This is a genomic window from Pseudomonas sp. P5_B3, assembly GCF_056400405.1.
The window spans coordinates 72,154-90,108 of sequence record NZ_JBFULI010000001.1 but is presented as its reverse complement, the minus strand read 5'-3'; the positions used below and the strand labels follow the sequence as shown (position 1 = coordinate 90,108).

General features: G+C 61.2%; 15 protein-coding genes and 1 pseudogene. 9 read left to right on the top strand and 7 right to left on the bottom strand.

What is annotated here, in order from left to right; all coding sequences use genetic code 11:
• Nucleotide 1 precedes the first annotated feature (1 nt).
• The 6 genes and pseudogenes from AC1DRN_RS00410 to gcvH all read left to right on the top strand — a co-directional run.
• Nucleotides 2-112, top strand: a pseudogene (locus tag AC1DRN_RS00410) (tetrameric acyl-CoA thioesterase); the annotation flags it as partial.
• Nucleotides 113-121: 9 nt separating this feature from the next.
• A complete protein-coding gene (locus AC1DRN_RS00405) occupies nucleotides 122-1,339 on the top strand; it encodes a 2-octaprenyl-3-methyl-6-methoxy-1,4-benzoquinol hydroxylase (protein WP_223457000.1) in 1,218 nt (405 codons plus the stop codon).
• Nucleotides 1,340-1,586: 247 nt separating this feature from the next.
• Entirely contained in the window at nucleotides 1,587-2,591 is a 1,005-nt protein-coding gene (locus AC1DRN_RS00400) for an extracellular solute-binding protein (protein WP_223456534.1), read from the top strand.
• A gap of 138 nt (nucleotides 2,592-2,729) precedes the next feature.
• Entirely contained in the window at nucleotides 2,730-4,346 is a 1,617-nt protein-coding gene (locus AC1DRN_RS00395; RefSeq protein ID WP_477786597.1) for an ABC transporter permease, read from the top strand.
• Nucleotides 4,347-4,502: 156 nt separating this feature from the next.
• Nucleotides 4,503-5,585, top strand: coding sequence for a glycine cleavage system aminomethyltransferase GcvT (gcvT, locus tag AC1DRN_RS00390; RefSeq protein WP_223456536.1), 1,083 nt, complete (start codon nucleotides 4,503-4,505; stop codon nucleotides 5,583-5,585).
• 48 nt (nucleotides 5,586-5,633) lie between these two features.
• A complete protein-coding gene (gcvH, locus tag AC1DRN_RS00385) occupies nucleotides 5,634-6,017 on the top strand; it encodes a glycine cleavage system protein GcvH (RefSeq protein WP_150716298.1) in 384 nt (127 codons plus the stop codon).
• Between the two features lie 54 nt (nucleotides 6,018-6,071).
• Here gcvH and AC1DRN_RS00380 read toward each other — a convergent pair whose 3' ends face one another.
• The gene (locus AC1DRN_RS00380) at nucleotides 6,072-7,214 is read right to left on the bottom strand and encodes a DegT/DnrJ/EryC1/StrS family aminotransferase (RefSeq protein ID WP_223456537.1); all 1,143 of its coding nucleotides are present in this window, start codon (nucleotides 7,212-7,214) and stop codon (nucleotides 6,072-6,074) included.
• 154 nt (nucleotides 7,215-7,368) lie between these two features.
• Here AC1DRN_RS00380 and gcvP point away from each other — a divergent pair, with 154 nt between their 5' ends.
• On the top strand, nucleotides 7,369-10,242 hold the full coding sequence (gcvP, locus tag AC1DRN_RS00375; protein WP_223456538.1) for an aminomethyl-transferring glycine dehydrogenase: 2,874 nt from the start codon (nucleotides 7,369-7,371) through the stop codon (nucleotides 10,240-10,242).
• Between the two features lie 194 nt (nucleotides 10,243-10,436).
• Here the strand turns inward: gcvP and AC1DRN_RS00370 are convergent, their stop codons facing one another.
• The 5 genes from AC1DRN_RS00370 to AC1DRN_RS00350 all read right to left on the bottom strand — a co-directional run bounded on the left by AC1DRN_RS00370 (nucleotide 10,437) and on the right by AC1DRN_RS00350 (nucleotide 14,499).
• A complete protein-coding gene (locus AC1DRN_RS00370; RefSeq protein WP_150753894.1) occupies nucleotides 10,437-10,754 on the bottom strand; it encodes a DUF2388 domain-containing protein in 318 nt (105 codons plus the stop codon).
• Between the two features lie 68 nt (nucleotides 10,755-10,822).
• Nucleotides 10,823-11,272, bottom strand: a complete 450-nt coding sequence (locus AC1DRN_RS00365; protein ID WP_223456539.1) for an NfeD family protein — start codon at nucleotides 11,270-11,272, stop codon at nucleotides 10,823-10,825.
• 8 nt (nucleotides 11,273-11,280) lie between these two features.
• On the bottom strand, nucleotides 11,281-12,201 hold the full coding sequence (locus AC1DRN_RS00360) for an SPFH domain-containing protein (RefSeq protein ID WP_223456540.1): 921 nt from the start codon (nucleotides 12,199-12,201) through the stop codon (nucleotides 11,281-11,283).
• A gap of 84 nt (nucleotides 12,202-12,285) precedes the next feature.
• Nucleotides 12,286-14,070 (bottom strand): type IV pilus assembly ATPase TfpB, encoded by a 1,785-nt coding sequence (gene tfpB / locus AC1DRN_RS00355; RefSeq protein ID WP_223456542.1) that lies wholly within the window; start codon nucleotides 14,068-14,070, stop codon nucleotides 12,286-12,288.
• Nucleotides 14,071-14,160: 90 nt separating this feature from the next.
• Nucleotides 14,161-14,499: a hypothetical protein gene (locus tag AC1DRN_RS00350; RefSeq protein WP_223456544.1), complete on the bottom strand. Its 339-nt coding sequence runs from the start codon at nucleotides 14,497-14,499 to the stop codon at nucleotides 14,161-14,163.
• Nucleotides 14,500-14,625: 126 nt separating this feature from the next.
• Between AC1DRN_RS00350 and AC1DRN_RS00345 the strand changes: the two genes are divergently transcribed.
• Nucleotides 14,626-15,090 (top strand): Lrp/AsnC family transcriptional regulator, encoded by a 465-nt coding sequence (locus tag AC1DRN_RS00345; RefSeq protein WP_008015415.1) that lies wholly within the window; start codon nucleotides 14,626-14,628, stop codon nucleotides 15,088-15,090.
• A gap of 111 nt (nucleotides 15,091-15,201) precedes the next feature.
• On the opposite strand, the gene AC1DRN_RS00340 is transcribed toward AC1DRN_RS00345, so the two are convergent.
• Nucleotides 15,202-16,569, bottom strand: a complete 1,368-nt coding sequence (locus AC1DRN_RS00340; RefSeq protein WP_223456546.1) for a CYTH domain-containing protein — start codon at nucleotides 16,567-16,569, stop codon at nucleotides 15,202-15,204.
• Nucleotides 16,570-16,726: 157 nt separating this feature from the next.
• On the opposite strand from AC1DRN_RS00340, the gene argE reads away from it, so the two are divergent.
• Nucleotides 16,727-17,875: an acetylornithine deacetylase gene (gene argE / locus AC1DRN_RS00335; RefSeq protein WP_223456549.1), complete on the top strand. Its 1,149-nt coding sequence runs from the start codon at nucleotides 16,727-16,729 to the stop codon at nucleotides 17,873-17,875.
• Nucleotides 17,876-17,955 lie beyond the last annotated feature (80 nt).

The window sequence follows — 17,955 nt, the reverse complement described above, 5'->3', positions numbered from 1 at the left end:
AAAATACCTGCCGCAATTGCAGGTCGACATTCATGACGACGCCGGCCACCTGGTGGCGCGGGTCGGGAAAACCCTTTACGTGCGGCTCAAGCCGCAAGAGAGACAGGCTTAAAGCATGGAAATGCGCGCAGATCTGCTGATTGTCGGGGCCGGAATGGTCGGCAGCGCCTTGGCGCTGGCGTTGCAGAACAGCGGGCTGGAAGTCCTGCTGCTGGACGGCAGCCCCATGAGTGTCAAACCCTTCAACGCTCAGGCCGCGTTTGAACCGCGGGTGAGCGCCCTGTCGGCCGCCAGCCAGCGGATTCTCGAACGCCTGGGTGTCTGGGATGGCATCGCCGGGCGGCGCAGCAGCCCCTACACCGACATGCAGGTCTGGGATGGCAGCGGCACCGGGCAAATCCATTTTTCGGCGGCCAGCGTGCATGCCGAAGTGTTGGGGCATATCGTCGAAAACCGCGTGGTCCAGGATGCCTTGCTTGACCGCCTGCACGACTGCGACCTGGGGTTGCTGGCCAATGCGCGACTGGAACAGATGCGCCACTCCGGCGATGACTGGCTGCTGACCCTGGCCGATGGCCGCACCCTGCGCGCTCCACTGGTGATCGCAGCGGATGGCGCCAACTCAGCGGTGCGGCGCCTGGCGGGGGTCGCAACCCGCGAATGGGATTATTTGCACCATGCCATCGTCACCAGCGTGCGTTGCGCCAAACCGCATCAGATGACGGCCTGGCAGCGCTTCACCGATAACGGTCCGTTGGCGTTTCTGCCCCTTGAGCGCGATGGCCAACAGGATTGGTGTTCGATCGTCTGGTCGACCACACCTGGCGAGGCCGAACGCCTGATGGCGATGGATGACCAGAGTTTCTGCAAGGAGCTGGAGCGCGCCTTTGAAGGTCGACTCGGCGAAGTACTGAGCGCCGACCCGCGCCTGTGTGTGCCCCTGCGCCAGCGACATGCCAAGCGTTATGTGGCGCAAGGCCTGGCGTTGATCGGCGACGCGGCCCACACCATTCACCCGTTGGCCGGGCAGGGGGTGAATCTCGGATTCCTCGATGCCGCCGTGCTGGCCGAAGTGTTGCTGCAAGCGGTAACACGTGGCGAACGTCTGGCAGATGTGAAAGTCCTCAGTCGTTACGAGCGTCGGCGCATGCCTCACAACCTGGCACTGATGGCGGCGATGGAAGGCTTCGAGCGCTTGTTCCAGGCCGATCCGTTGCCGGTGCGCTGGTTGCGTAATACCGGATTGAAAATGGTTGAGAAGATGCCGGAAGCCAAGGCCTTGTTCGTGCGTGAAGCGCTGGGGTTGACCGGGGATTTGCCGGCGCTTGCCAAGCCCTGAGATTTTCGCTGTGGCTTATGGCCCCATCGCGAGCAAGCTCGCTCCCACAGGAATTCAGGTGTTAATGCAATTTGTGTGAGCGCTGGAGAACCCTGTGGGAGCGAGCTTGCTCGYGATGGCGGCAGCTCAGGCACCTCATATTCCAGCTCAAGCAACATCTGGTAACTCCTCCACAGCCAGCTTCGATTGAGAAGCTAAATGTGAGTCCTTATCATTTGCCCTCATTTTCAACCGAGGGACCGCTCCCATGTTGGCACCAAAGCGTCTACTGACCGCACTGGCCCTGACCCTGATCGGCAGCACCGCCGCCCAGGCCGCTGACGAGGTGGTGGTCTACTCCTCGCGTATCGACGAGCTGATCAAGCCAGTATTCGATGCCTACACCGCCAAGACCGGCGTGCAGGTGAAGTTCATCACCGACAAAGAGGCACCGCTGATGCAGCGGCTCAAGGCCGAGGGCGCGAATACGCCGGCCGACCTGCTGCTCACCGTCGATGCTGGCAACCTCTGGCAAGCCGAGCAGATGGGCATCCTCCAGCCGTTCACCTCGAAAACCATCGACGCCAACATTCCGCTGCAATACCGGGCTGCCTCTCATGCCTGGACTGGCCTGAGCCTGCGGGCGCGGACCATCGCCTACTCCACTGACCGGGTGAAGCCGGGCGAACTGACCACCTACGAAGCGCTGGCCGACAAGCAATGGGAAGGCCGCCTGTGCCTGCGCACGGCGAAGAAGGTCTACAACCAGTCCCTGACCGCGACCATGATCGAAGTGCACGGCGCCGAGAAGACCGAGGAGATCCTCAAGGGCTGGGTCAAGAACCTGTCCACTGACGTGTTCTCCGACGACACCGCCGTGCTGGAGGCGATCAACGCCGGCCAGTGCGACGTCGGTATCGTCAACACCTACTACTACGGCCGCCTGCACAAGCAGAAGCCAGACCTGCCGGTGAAACTGTTCTGGCCGAACCAGGCTGACCGTGGCGTACACGTCAACCTGTCGGGTATCGGCCTGACCCGACACGCGCCGCACCCGGAAGCGGCCAAGGCCCTGGTGGAGTGGATGACCACCCCTGAAGCGCAGAAAATCTTTGCCGACGTGAACCAGGAGTTCCCGGCGAACCCGGTGGTTGCACCTTCTGAGGAAGTGGCGGCCTGGGGCAAGTTCATTGCCGATACCTTGCCGGTGGAAATTGCCGGCAAGCGCCAGGCTGAGGCGATTCGTATGATGGATCGGGCTGGCTGGAACTGAGCCTGCTGTTTTAAAGGTCAAAAGATCGCAGCCTTCGGCAGCTCCTACAGGTTGATCACCAACCCAATGTAGGAGCTGCCGAAGGCTGCGATCTTTTTGTGCTTTCTCTACACTTCAAAATTTCGCGAGAGATTTTCCTTGGCCCACCCCGCCCAACGCCGCTGGTATCCCGTCGTCTTCGCCATCGCTGCGCTGGTCCTGTTGCCCCTGAGCRTCCTGCTGCTGTCCTGGCAAACCGTCGACACTCAAATCTGGTCCCACCTGTGGGACACGCAGATGCCGCGCCTGCTGGGCAATACCCTGACGCTGGTGCTCGGTGTCGGTGCGGGTGTCACCCTGCTGGGCGTCAGCCTCGCCTGGCTGACCAGCCTCTGTGAATTCCCCGGCAGGCGCTGGCTCGATTGGGCGCTGATGCTGCCCTTCGCGATACCGGCCTACGTGCTGGCATTCGTGTTTGTCGGCCTGCTGGATTTCGCCGGGCCCGTACAAAGCCTGCTGCGCGAGTGGTTCGGTAGTGGCCTGCGGCTGCCGCGCGTGCGTTCCACGGGCGGGGTGATTGTGGTGTTGGTGCTGGTTTTCTATCCCTATGTATATCTGCTGGCCCGCACGGCCTTCCTCGCCCAGGGCAAAGGCCTGATGGAAGCCGCGCGGGTCCTTGGCCAATCGCCCTGGCAAGCGTTCTGGCGGGTGGCAATGCCCATGGCGCGGCCGGCCATCGGTGCGGGTGTGGCATTGGCATTGATGGAAACCCTGGCGGACTTCGGCGCAGTGTCGGTGTTCAACTTCGATACCTTCACCACCGCCATCTACAAGACCTGGTACGGTTTCTTCAGCCTGTCTTCCGCCGCGCAACTGGCCAGCCTGTTGCTGCTGGTGGTAATGCTCGTGCTCTACGGCGAGCGGCGTGCCCGTGGGGCCAACCGGGCGAGCAACGAGCGACCACGGGTCAAGGCGCTGTATCACCTGCGAGGTGTCAAGGCACTGGCAGCCACGACGTGGTGCTGCCTGGTGTTCGCCTGTGCTTTCGTTATCCCGATGCTGCAATTGGTGGTGTGGTTCTGGTTACGCGGGCGCTTCGATCTCGACGAGCGCTACACCGGCTTGATCATCCATACCTTGTACCTGGGGGCGATAGCGGCGTTGATCACCGTCAGCGTCGCCTTGTTACTGGCGTTTGCCCGACGATTGGCGCCCACCCGGGTCATTCGTTCCGGGATCAGTCTGGCCAACCTGGGCTACGCCTTGCCCGGTTCGGTGCTGGCGGTGTCGATCATGCTGGCGTTCAGTTACCTGGATCGCGAACTGGTGATCCCGCTCTCGAGCTGGCTTGGTGGCGCGGGCAAGCCGCTGCTGCTGGGCAGTCTGTCAGCGTTGTTGCTGGCCTATCTGGTGCGCTTCATTGCGGTGGCCTACGGGCCACTGGAAAGCAGCCTGGCGCGTATACGGCCATCTTTGCCCGAAGCGGCACGTAGCCTGGGCGTCAGTGGGCCACGACTGTTTTTCAAAGTGTATCTACCGTTGTTGTTACCCGGCACGTTGAGCGCAGGGCTGCTGGTGTTCGTCGACGTGCTCAAGGAAATGCCCGCGACCCTGCTGATGCGCCCGTTTGGCTGGGACACGCTGGCGGTGCGGATCTTTGAAATGACCAGCGAAGGCGAATGGGCGCGGGCATCTTTGCCGGCGTTGACCCTGGTGCTGGTCGGGCTGTTACCGGTCATCGGATTGATCCGGCGCTCGGCACATCGAAACAGCTAGGTGTCAGTCCTACACCTTGCGGCTACAATGCGCGGCATTCGGTGCGGTCCGTCTGACAGACCAGGTAGCTGAAATCGGCTAAAGGCCTTTTGTTTCAAGGCATTCAGTCCGTGCAGCGCTTGTCCGCACCTTCGCCACGCCCGGAAGGAGAAACCCATGGGACAGCGTACGCCTCTGTATGACCTTCATCTCGCACTTGGCGCGAAGATGGTCGATTTTGGCGGTTGGGACATGCCTCTGCATTATGGATCGCAGGTCGAGGAACACCATCAGGTGCGCCGCGATTGCGGTGTCTTCGATGTATCCCACATGACCGTGATCGACGTCGGCGGCTCCCAGGCAAAAGCCTGGCTCCGGCATTTGCTGGCCAATGATGTCGAACGCCTGCACAGCCCCGGCCGTGCGTTGTACAGCACCATGCTCAACGAACAAGGCGGGATCGTCGACGATATGATCGTCTACCGTCTCGATGCGGGTTATCGCTTGGTGGTCAACGCCTCCACCCGCGATCAGGACATAGCCTGGATGCAAGCGCATCTCGACGGTTTCGACGTGCAACTTCGCGAGCGTTCCGAGTTGGCGATGCTGGCCATCCAGGGCCCCCACGCCCGGCAAAAAATTGCCGAGCTGGTCAACCAGTCCCGCGGCAACCTGATCCAGCTCCTCAAGCCCTTCGAAGGCCTGCCTGATGGTGACTGGTTCATCGCGCGCACCGGTTATACCGGCGAAGACGGCCTGGAAATCATTCTGCCGGCCGATCAGGCGCCAGGCTTTTTCAACGATCTGGTCGGTGCCGGGATTTCTCCCATCGGCCTTGGCGCGCGGGATACCTTGCGGGTCGAAGCCGGCATGAACCTTTACGGTCAGGACATCCAGCAAGATGTTTCACCATTGGCCTCCAATATGGCCTGGACCATCGCCTGGGAACCTGCCACCCGACAGTTCATCGGGCGCAAGGCGCTGGAAGCCGAAAAGGCCGCCGGTGTGCAGCACAAACTGGTCGGTCTGGTCCTTGAGGAACGCGGTGTTTTGCGTGCTCATCAGGTGGTCCGCATCGCCGATGTTGGCGAAGGGGAGATCACCAGTGGTAGTTTCTCTCCTACGCTAAGCAAGTCGATTGCACTGGCGCGCGTGCCGATGGCAACAGCCGACCGCGCTGAAGTGGAAATCCGTGGCAAGTGGTACCCGGTCCGAGTGGTCAAACCGACCTTCGTACGCCACGGCAAAACCTTGATCTAACCTTTTCTGGCGGGCATGCTCGCCGACCATTTCCTGAGGATACAGAACATGAGCGATATCCCTGCCGACCTGCGTTTTGCCGAAAGTCACGAATGGGCACGTCTGGAAGCCGATGGCACCGTCACCGTGGGCATCAGCGATCACGCGCAGGAAGCGCTGGGTGATGTGGTGTTTGTTGAGCTGACTGAAGTCGGCAACGTGTTTGCTGCCGGTGATCAGTCGGGTGTCGTTGAATCGGTTAAAGCCGCTTCCGACATTTATGCGCCGATCAGCGGTGAAGTGATCGCTGTCAATGAAGCGCTGAGCGGTGAGCCTGAGCTGCTCAACTCCGATCCGTACGGCGCGTGGATCTTCAAGCTCAAGCCAAGCAACACCGCCGAGCTGGAAAAACTGCTGGATGCCGCCGGCTACAAGGCCGCCATCGGCGAATAAGCCTGTCGCAACATCCCAAAGCCCCGATCCGTCGGGGCTTTTTCATTTGCGGGCTCAGGCGTCGCGTAAAACCGCTTTCACGGCCGCTACCGAACGTTCGACATCCGCTTTGCTCATCGCCGTGAACATTGGCAACGAGACAATCAGCCGACCGACCCGCTCAGCGACCGGGAACATGCCTTCCTTGAAACCGCGTTCGCGGTAAAGGCTCAACAGGTGAATTGGCGGGTAGTGATAGCCGATCCCGACACCCAATGCCTGCATCTGCTCCATGAAAGTCGCCCGCGTCGGTTTGCCGTCCGTACGTTCCGGTAATACCAGCTGGAACAAATGCCAGTTGCTGTGGGTGAAATCCGCCGGAGGCAATTGCGCCCCGTACTGCGCTTCGAAATCCGCGCCAAAACAGGCGAAATAGTGCCGGGCCAGGTCACGGCGATGAGCGGTGATGGCTTCGAGATGAGCAAACTGACCCAGGCCAATGGCCGCGGCGACGTCGGTCATGTTGAATTTGCCACCCAGCACGTCGACATCCAGGCCATCGAAGCCGTTGCGGGTAACGCCCTGCAGCCGGTACTTCTCTGCCAGTCGTACTTCTTCGGCCGTATTCAGCACCAGGCAACCGCCCTCGGAGGAGGTGACGTTCTTGTTCGCCTGGAAACTGAAGGACACGAAATCACCCGTCGAGCCAATGCGCTGGCCGTTCCAGCTGGAACCCAGCGCTTGGGCTGCATCTTCGACGATCCGCAGGCCGTGCTTTTTCGCCAGGGCGTACAACCGCGTCATGTCCACCGGCAACCCGGCGAGGTACACCGGGATGATGGCTTTGGTGCGCGGAGTGATTGCTGCTTCCAGTTGATCCAGATCGATGTTGCGGGTCACCGGGTCGATGTCGGCAAACACCGGGGTGGCGCCGACTTCCAGGATGACGTTGGCGGTGGCCACCCAGGAAATCGGCGTGGTGATCACTTCATCGCCCGGCCCGACCCCGGCAATGCGCAAGGCGATTTCCATGGTGCAGGTGCCGGAATTGAAGGTGCGTACCGGGCGCCCGCCAAAAAACTCCGAAAGCTGCGCTTCGAATGCCTGGACCTTGGGGCCGCTGGTAATCCAGCCCGAGCGCAATACGTCGCCGACAGCGGCAATCGTGGCTTCATCGATGGTGGGTTTGGAAAACGGCAGGAAAGGCAGTTGGCTCATGGATACAGTCACCCGATCAGCGGACATTAAGTTGGCGCCGGACATGATGATCCGGATTGGTCGAGCGCGCCACGTCATCCACGCGGATATCGACTGCTATGCTGGTTTGACTGTGTTGCATCGACGTTGAGCGCCAGTCAAGAGAGAGCCCGTCATGTCCAAGATGCCGTCCCTGAGCCAGTTACGCGACCCCAATACCTTTCTGCGCCGCCACCTCGGACCCGATGCCGCCGAGCAACAGGCAATGCTCGACAGCCTCGGTCTGGGCAGCCGGGTTGAATTGATCGAGCAAACGGTGCCGCCGGGCATCCGCCTCAACCGGGCGCTGGACCTGCCCCCGGCACTCGATGAGGAGGCCGCACTGGCCAAGCTGCGAGGTTATGCCGAGCAGAATCAGGTCTGGACCAGCCTGATCGGCATGGGCTACCACGGCACCCTCACACCGGCGGTCATTGTGCGTAATGTGCTGGAAAACCCCGGCTGGTACACCGCGTACACACCCTATCAACCGGAGATCGCCCAGGGGCGGCTTGAAGCGCTGCTGAACTTCCAGCAACTGACCATCGATCTGACCGGTCTGGAACTGGCCAACGCCTCGCTGCTCGATGAGGCCACTGCCGCGGCGGAAGCCATGGCCCTGGCCAAGCGGGTCGCCAAGTCCAAAAGCAACTTGTTCTTTGTCGACGAAAACTGCCACCCGCAAACCATTTCCGTGGTGCAGACCCGCGCTGAAGGTTTCGGCTTCGAGCTGATCGTCGACGCTGTGGATAACTTGAAGCAACACCAGGTGTTCGGCGCACTGCTGCAATACCCTGACACCCACGGCGAGATCCACGACCTGCGGCCGCTGATTGCTCACCTGCACGCGCAACAGGCCCTGGCCTGTGTCGCCACGGATTTGCTGAGCCTGTTGTTGCTGACCCCGCCGGGTGAGCTGGGCGCCGATGTGGTGTTCGGCTCTTCCCAGCGATTTGGCGTGCCCATGGGCTACGGCGGGCCCCATGCGGCATTTTTTGCCAGCCGCGATGAATACAAGCGAGCGATTCCCGGGCGGATCATCGGTGTTTCAAAAGATGCGCGGGGCAACACCGCCCTGCGCATGGCCCTGCAAACCCGCGAGCAACACATCCGCCGGGAGAAGGCCAACTCCAATATCTGCACGGCCCAGGTGCTGTTGGCCAATATCGCCAGTTTCTATGCGGTCTACCACGGCCCGGAAGGGCTCAAGCGGATCGCCCAGCGGGTTCATCGGCTGACCTGCATCCTTGCCGCCGGGCTTGAGCGCAACGGTATCAACCGGGTCAACCGGCACTTCTTCGACACCCTGACACTGGAGGTCGGCGGAGCCCAGACCGCGATCATCGAAAGTGCCCGGGCCGCACAAATCAATCTGCGCATTCTCGGGCGCGGTCAACTGGGCTTGAGCCTCGACGAGGCCTGCGACGAAGCCACCGTGGCGAAGCTGTTCGACGTGTTCCTGGGGGCCGATCACGGGCTCAGCATCGAGGACCTGGATGCCGAAGCCTTGCCTGGCGGAATTCCCGAAGGGCTGGCGCGAACCTCGCCTTATCTGCGCCATCCCGTGTTCAGCGCCCATCACAGCGAAACCGAGATGCTGCGCTACCTCAAACAACTGGAAAACAAGGACCTGGCGCTCAATCAATCGATGATCCCACTGGGGTCCTGCACCATGAAGCTCAACGCCACCAGCGAGATGATCCCGATTACCTGGCCGCAGTTCGCCAACCTGCATCCGTTCGTGCCCAAGGAACAGGCTGCCGGTTATGGGCTGATGATCGAAGAGCTGGAGCGCTGGTTGTGTGCGATCACCGGTTTCGACGCGATCTGCATGCAGCCCAACTCCGGCGCTCAGGGCGAATACGCCGGGCTGCTGGCAATCCGCAAATACCATGAGAGCTGTCAACAGGGTGGCCGCGACATTTGCCTGATTCCTTCGTCGGCTCACGGCACCAATCCCGCGTCGGCGCAAATGGCCGGGATGCGCGTGGTGATCGTCGAGTGCGACGAGGCGGGCAACGTCGACCTCGATGACCTCAAGGAAAAAGCCGCGCAGGCGGCAGATAAACTTGCCTGCCTGATGGCGACTTACCCTTCGACCCATGGCGTGTATGAGGAAGGTATCAGCGAAATCTGTGAAGTGATCCACCAGCACGGCGGTCAGGTGTACATGGATGGCGCCAACCTCAACGCTCAGGTCGGGCTGGCGCGGCCCGCTGATATTGGCGCCGATGTCTCGCACATGAACCTGCACAAGACCTTCTGCATTCCCCATGGTGGCGGTGGGCCGGGCATGGGACCGATCGGGGTGCGAGCGCATCTGGCGCCGTTCGTGGCCAACCATCCGGTGGTGCCGATCGATGGGCCGCACCCGCAAAATGGCGCCGTCAGCGCAGCGCCCTGGGGCAGCGCAAGCATTCTACCGATCAGCTGGATGTACATCGCCATGATGGGGCCGCAATTGGCGGACGCCAGCGAAGTGGCGATCCTGGCCGCGAATTACCTGGCGCGGCATTTGTCCGGTGCCTTCCCGGTGCTGTACACCGGGCGCAACGAACGGGTGGCGCACGAATGCATCCTCGACCTGCGGCCGCTCAAGGTGTTGACCGGCATCACCGAAGAGGACGTCGCCAAGCGCCTGATGGACTACGGCTTCCATGCCCCGACCATGTCGTTTCCGGTGCCGGGGACGCTAATGGTCGAGCCGACCGAAAGCGAGTCAAAGGCAGAGCTGGACCGGTTCATCGGGGCGATGCTGAGCATCCGTGCGGAAATCAACGAGGTTCAGAACGGTAACTGGCCGGCTGAAGAAAACCCGTTGAAAGGTGCGCCGCATACGTTGGCCGATATCACTGGTGTGTGGGAGCGGCCGTACAGCATTGTGCAAGCGGTCACGCCGGACGCGCACACCAAGGCTCACAAGTATTGGCCGGTAGTGAATCGGGTGGACAATGTGTATGGGGACCGGAACCTGTTTTGTGCGTGTGTGCCGGTGGATGATTACCGCTGACATTTCAGGCTGTACATAACCAATGTGGGAGCGAGCTTGCTCGCGATWGCGGTGTGACAGTCAATGAAGTTTTTACTGATCCACCGCWATCGCGAGCAAGCTCGCTCCCACAGGGGGGCTCGGTGAACATGGGATTTGTGTCCACAGGGAAAAAAATGCCGCTCAAGTGAGCGGCATTCTTGTGTTCGCGACTGTTACTCCGAAGCCACGGCATTCTTCGCCAGGATCGCGTTCGCCAGTTCCATGTCCGTGGCTTGCAGGCCCGGGTTATCGGCGCGGACCTTCTGCATGGCCGCTTCCAGGTACGGGCCGCGGATGCCGCCGTCACTGGCGACGAAGCTGCTGGCGTCGTCCTGGGCCGCGACGACCAGCTTGTTATCCTTGGATGTCAGATAGCTCGAACCGGTGGTTGCACCGGACGTAAGAACGTTACGCCAAAAAGTATCGGCCATCGCCGAACCGACAGGCAGGGACAACAGCGCGACGGTAGCGACAGCAAGTTTGAAACGCATGACAGGGTGACTCCACTGGGTTGACTACGCCGTTGGATTGCCAACCCCCAATCGAGTTCCGTGGTCGCCTATTCCGCCGCTTCGACCAGCAGGATCGCGCCTTGCTGGCCGACCACCCGCACGCGGCTGCCAATGGCAGTGTCCGGCCCGCGGGCCATCCACACGCCGTCGGCCACCTTGATTTTGCCGCGGCCATTGATAATCGCTTCATGCACCACGAAGGTTTTGCCAATCAGTTCCTGGCCGCGCAGATTCAGGTGCGGCTGATCGCTCGGGCGCGCCGCCGTGCGCTGACGCCGCCACCAGTAAAACGCGGTAGCGATCGACAGCAGGCCGAACAATAGAAACTGCCATTCCCAGGACAGGCCCGGCAGGAAGAAGGTCAAGACGCCCACGGTCGCTGCCGCCATGCCGATCCACAACAGGTAGCCGCCGGCGCCGAACACTTCGAGAATCAACAGTACTGTGCCCAGCGCCAACCAGTCCCAGAACGAAAGATGCTGCAAAAATGCCCACATGGCACGCCTCAGGCTTTCTTGTTATCGAAAGTGGCCTTGACGATTTCGCCAATGCCGCCCACCGCACCGATCATCGAACTGGCCTCCAGCGGCATCAGGATCACTTTGCTGTTGTTGGCCGAAGCCAGCTTGCCCAGCGCATCGATGTACTTCTGCGCCACGAAATAGTTGACCGCCTGCACGTTGCCGCTGGCGATGGCTTCGGACACCACTTTGGTCGCCTGGGCTTCTGCCGCGGCTTGTCGCTCGCGAGCTTCGGCCTCAAGGAAGGCGGCCTGGCGACTGCCTTCGGCTTCGAGGATCTGCGCCTGCTTCTTGCCTTCTGCGGTCAGGATCGCTGCGGCACGCAGGCCTTCGGCCTCGAGGATCTGTGCACGTTTGATCCGCTCGGCTTTCATCTGCCCCGACATCGCCGCCATCAGATCGGCGGGCGGGCTGATGTCCTTGATCTCGATCCGGGTGATCTTGATGCCCCACGGCGCGGTCGCTTCATCGACGGTGCGCAGCAGTTTTTCGTTGATCCCGTCACGCTGGCTGAGCATGGCGTCGAGCTCCATCGAGCCGAGTACCGTACGGATGTTGGTTTGCAGCAGGTTGCGGATGGCATGTTCGAGGTTGTTCACTTCGTAGGCAGCCTGGGCTGTGTTGACCACCTGGAAAAAACACACGGCGTCGATCTGCACCGTGGCGTTGTCGGCGGTGATGACTTCCTGCGGCGGAATGTCCAGCACGCTTTCCATCACATTCATCTTGCGACCGATACGGTCCATGACTGGGACGATGACGTTCAGCCCTGGCTTGAGCGTGTTGGTGTAGCGCCCGAAACGTTCGACGGTCCATTCAAAGCCCTGGGGCACCACCTTGAAACCCATGAACAGAATGGCGACCACCAGGCCGACAAAAAGCAAAAGCACACTACCGATCTGCATAACGATTCCTTGTTGATGTGTGGATCTGTGGAGTTGCAATCGCTGGAGTGTAGCTGTGCCGATGACGGATAAGTACAGCCGGGCTCAGCTATGCTCGCTCTGGGGTGTCACGCGCAGAACCTCCTCGATGGTCGTCAGCCCGGCGCCGACCTTTTGCGCTCCTGACAGCCGCAGGCTGCGCATGCCTTCCTTGAATGCCTGACGCCGAACGGCCAGCAGATCGGTATCGGGACTGATCAGCGCTTTGAGGCTGTCGCTGAGCTGCATGATTTCGTAGACCCCGGCGCGACCGTGATAACCGGTGTCGCGGCATTCCACGCAACCGATGGCACGCTGGGCATTGGCCGGCAACGGTGCTTGCCAGGGACGGGTCAGGGTTTGCCAGTCGTCTTCGCCCAGCGTCAGCGGCGCCTTGCAGTGCGGGCACAGGGTCCGCACCAGGCGCTGGGCCATGACGCCGAGCACCGTGGCCTTGATCAGGTAGTGCGGCACGCCGAGTTCCAGCAGACGGCTGATGGCGCTGGGCGCATCGTTGGTGTGCAGGGTCGACAGCACCAGGTGCCCGGTGAGTGCAGCCTGTATCGCCATCTCCGCGGTTTCGAGGTCGCGGATCTCGCCGATCATGATGATGTCCGGGTCTTGCCGCATCAGCGCACGCACGCCGGCGGCGAAGGTCAGGTCGATGTTGTGCTGGACCTGCATCTGGTTGAACGCCGGCTCGACCATTTCGATCGGGTCTTCGATGGTGCAGAGGTTGACCTCCGGTGTCGCCAGTTTTTTCAGGGTGGTGTAGAGGGTAGTGGTCTTGCCCGAACCCGTCGGCCCGGTGACGAGGATGATGCCGTGGGGCTGGCGGGTCATGTCCTGCCAGCGGCGCAGGTCGTCGACGGAGAAACCAAGCTGGTCGAAGTCCTTTAGCAGGACTTCCGGGTCGAAGATCCGCATGACCATTTTTTCGCCGAAGGCCGTGGGCAGTGTCGACAAACGCAATTCGACTTCGCCGCCGTCCGGGGTCTTGGTTTTCACCCGGCCGTCCTGGGGTTTGCGTTTCTCCGCGACGTTCATGCGACCCAGGGTTTTCAGGCGACTGACGATGGCCATGGTGACCTGAGGCGGGAATTGGTAGACGTTGTGCAGCACGCCGTCGATGCGAAAGCGCACCGTGCCTTGCTCGCGCCGGGGCTCGATGTGGATGTCGCTGGCGCGCTGCTGGAACGCGTACTGGAACAGCCAGTCGACGATATTGACGATGTGTGCGTCGTTGGCGTCCGGCTCCTGGTCGCTGGCGCCGAGGTTGAGCAGCTGTTCGAAATTGCCCAGGTTGCTGACCTGGGGATCGGCGCTGTTCGCCCCGGTGACCGATTTGGCCAGGCGGAAGAATTCGACGCTCAAGCGCTGGATGTCCACCGGGTTGGCCACCACGCGCTTGATCGGCAACTTGAGCACGTGGGTCAAGTCAGCCTCCCAGCCACTGACATAAGGCTGGGCGCTGGCCACGGTGACCGCGTCGCGGTCGATCGCTACAGCGAGAATCTTGTGGCGCTGGGCGAAGGCATAGGACATCAGCGGGGTCACGGCCGCGACGTTGATTTTCAACGGATCGATGCGCAGGTAAGGTTGGCCGGCCTGCCGAGACAGCCACAGGGTCAGGCTTTCGAGGTCCAGCGGTTTGCCGGGACAGCTGAGATCGTCCAGCTGTTGACTGGCGATGAACTCCAACGGATGCACCTGGCCATGGGTGGCGTTGCGGCGGCGGGCATTGAGTGCGTGTTCGGCCGAATCCTGGCTGATGAAGCCCTGGGCGACCAGTTCGCGCAGCACATCATTGAGATCCAGCCAGCGGTCCTGAAGGGCAATATGTACGGACATGCGGGCTCCTTTTGAACGACAGTCGGCAAAGGATAGCCGTGGCCCGGCTGACCGCTGGGCCACTACCCGACGAAGCCGTTTCGGAGTTTTTCAACCCGCCGCTTGAACCGCTTCGGCCCAGGCAGAATCAGCTTCTTGCAGCTCCACCGAGCAGACGCTGATCAGGTTACGAAGTTTTTCCGCAATCACTTGCGCGCGGTGCCAGCTCAAACCGTCGATAACGATCTCGATGGCCAGCCAGTCGTCCTGGCGCTGCACGTTGACCTGTTCCGGCGTGAGCAATTGCAAAGCGAACAGATTGAGGGCACGACACAGCAGGTCCGGTTCTGCCTCGGCCAGCATTTGATAGCGAACCCGGCAATGGGCGTTGCCGACGTTCCAGACATCGGCACGGGCAGGTGGGGTGTTCACGGCTTCGAGATACGGCATGGTCTGGCTCCAAAATCATTGGAGAAATGTTTACATCCTGTGCCGGGTATTTCTTCTCTATGATTGGCCGTATTGCAAAAATGAAGAATCAATCAATTCACTTGTTACTCGGTTAAGGGTTTTTTTATGCAAAGCGAATTGGACAGCTACGACCGCAAGATCCTCGCCTTGCTGCAAGAGGATGCTTCGCTTTCCAGCGCACAGATCGCCGAGCAGGTGGGGCTCTCGCAATCGCCGTGCTGGCGGCGGATTCAGCGGATGAAAGAGGAGGGCATCATTCGCGGCCAGGTGACCTTGCTCGACCGCAAGAAAATCGGCCTGAACACGCAGATCTTCGCGGAGGTGAAACTCAATGCCCACGGGCGTTCGAACTTCACCGAATTCACCGAGGCGATTCGCGGCTTTCCGGAGGTGCTGGAGTGTTATGTGCTGATGGGGGCGGTGGATTTCTTGCTGCGGATTGTCACGGCGGACATTGAGGCCTACGAGCGCTTTTTCTTCGAGAAGCTGTCGATGGTGCCGGGGATTCAGGAGGTCAATTCGATCGTGGCGTTGTCGGAGATCAAGTCGACGACCAGTTTGCCGGTCTGAAATCTTGTGGTGACTTTACTGGCCTCATCGTCGGAACGCCGCCCGGAGCAAGCTCGCTCCCACAAGGACCGCATAAATCCTGTGGGAGCGAGCTTGCTCGCGATGGCGGTATTACAGACGCAGCAGCATTTTCCAGGCACGGTTCTGATACACCGCAATCGCCTGCTGCTTGCGCGCATCCAGGACTTCGTCGGTGATCGATTCGTTGGCCAGTTGCGCCAGTTTGTTCAGCTCACCGTACAGGCGATCCATTTCCGGGATCTCCAGCACGTTACGCGCATGGTGCAGCCAGACCTGGATGCGTTCGATGCGCGGCAGTTGTTCGGCCAGGTCTTCCGGTTGTTGCTGGTAGCGCTGCAATTGCAGCGAGTTGGCTTCTTCACCCAGCAGGCGCGGCAACCAGCTGCCCAGTTGCGCAGCGCCCTGGCGATTGCCACGGGTGTTACGGTCGGCGGCCCAGGTGCGGGCCAGCAGCCAGCGCGAGGTAGTCAGGGAGAACAGGCCCCAGCGCGGGTCTTCGAGTTCTTCGAGGAACTGCTCGGGCGCGGCTTTGCGCACGTCTTCATCTTCCAGGCCGGCCTGGACCAGCGGGCGCCAGTCTTCCAGCAAGGCATCGAGGGCGATACGCATGTCGTGGGTCGATTGACGCGGAGCGGCCTGGCCCAGGCTGCTGATCAGCGCGCGCATTTCCGCGAGGTTTTCGACCCAGTCCTGCAACAGACGCCAGTGACCATTGAAGCGATACTGTTCGGCCAGACGCTGGCTGCTGCCCAGCAAATGCCAGCTCAGCGCGGCGAACGCGTCGTCCAGCGGCGTTTCGGCGGTAATCTGCGGCGCCGGCAGGCTCAACGAGTAACTGTGGGCGTCGTACAGGCGATAACCGCGCTCGGCCTTGCTGATGTCGCACGGCATCAGGGCCAGTTTCTCGGCCAGCTCGGCAGCCAGTTCCAGCAACGCGGCCGGTTCGCCTTCGCGCAGTTCCAGTTCCAGCTCGCAGATTTCTTCTTTCTGCTTGCCGACCACGACGTGACCCAGGTCCAGCGCGGCTTCGATGACCACTTTGGTCTTGCCGCGACCCCAGGCGATTTCCGCCCGTTCGCGGACGAAGTCGGTGGTGAAGATCGGCTTCAGGGTTTTCTTGTCAAGCGTGGCCAGTTCCTCGGGCCAGCATTCGCCGTCGAGTTTCTTCAGGTCGAGCTTGGCCTTGGGCAGGTTCCAGTCGTACTCGTTACGCACCGACAGACCGGCGACGCTCTGGCCGCGGGTCTTGAGGGTCTGAATCACGTCGTCACCATCCTTGCGCAGGCGCAGGGCGACTTTGGCCTGGGCCAGGTCGCGCTCTGGGGTGTCGAAGTACTGGTTCATCAACTCACGGCGTTCCCAGCCACTTTTGTTGCGTTTTTTCAGTAACGGGTGCTCGCGCAGGGCGGCGAGGGTTTCGCGGCTGACGCGGAGTTTGATTTCGGTTTCTTTCTGCATGGCCGGAAAATCCAGGATCGGGAGCGCAGCCGGGGGAATGTGTGGCTGCCAAGGTCGTGCAGTGTACAGGACTCAAGGTTAGTACGCGCCGAGACGGTTTATTCCTGTCATCGGTTGGTTCTATGATGGACTTCAATTCGGGTGCCGGGAGTCAGCGATGCCATTGCCGTCGATGAAAGAACAATTCGCAGCGTTGATCGCTACACCGTCGGTCAGTTGCACCCAGCCCGGTCTCGATCAAAGCAACGGCCCGGTCATCGATCTGCTGGCGACGTGGCTCGGTGAGCTGGGTTTTACCTGCGAGATCCAGCAGGTCAGCCCCGGCAAGTTCAACTTGCTGGCCAGTTTCGGTTCCGGTCCCGGCGGCCTGGTGCTGGCCGGGCACAGCGACACCGTGCCGTTCGACGGTGCGCTATGGCAAACCGACCCGTTGAAGCTGACTGAAGTCGATGGTCGCTGGGTCGGCCTGGGCAGTTGCGACATGAAGGGTTTTTTCGCCCTGGCGATCGAGGCGGTCAAACCGCTGCTCGACCAACCGTTCAAACAGCCGTTGCTGATTCTCGCCACCTGCGATGAAGAAAGCTCGATGTCCGGCGCCCGTGCGCTGGCCGAAGCGGGGCGACCACTGGGGCGGGCGGCGGTGATTGGCGAGCCGACCGGGCTCAAGCCGATCCGCATGCACAAAGGCATCATGATGGAGCGCATCGACATCCTCGGGCAGAGCGGTCATTCCTCTGACCCGCGCCTGGGCCATAGCGCCCTGGAAGCCATGCACGATGCCATCGGTGAATTGCGTGGCCTGCGCTTGTTATGGCAGCGCGAATTCCGCAATCCTCAATTCGGCGTGCCGACACCAACGATGAATTTCGGCTGTATCCATGGCGGCGACAACCCCAACCGAATTTGCGGCCAGTGTTCGCTGGAATTCGATTTGCGGCCGTTGCCCGGCATGGACCCCAAAGTCCTGCGCGCCGAGATCCTGCAAAAGCTCAAGCCGGTTGCCGAGCGGCATCAGGTCAAGATCGATTACGCGCCGTTGTTCCCCGAAGTGCCGCCGTTCGAGCAGGCCGAGGACGCCGAACTGGTGCGCCTTGCCGAAAAGCTCACCGGTCACAGCGCCGAAGCAGTGGCGTTCGGCACTGAAGCACCTTATCTTCAGCGCCTTGGCTGTGAAACGCTGGTGCTTGGCCCGGGTGATATCGCCTGCGCCCACCAGCCGGGGGAATACCTCGAAATGTCACGTTTGCAGCCTACGGTGCATCTATTAAGGCAGCTGATTGAACATTACTGCCTGACAGTCCGCTGACCTGTAGGAGCGAGCTTGCTCGCGAAGGGCGTCAACGATTACGCGATCTTTCTGAATGGACGCGTCGTCCTTGCGTTCAT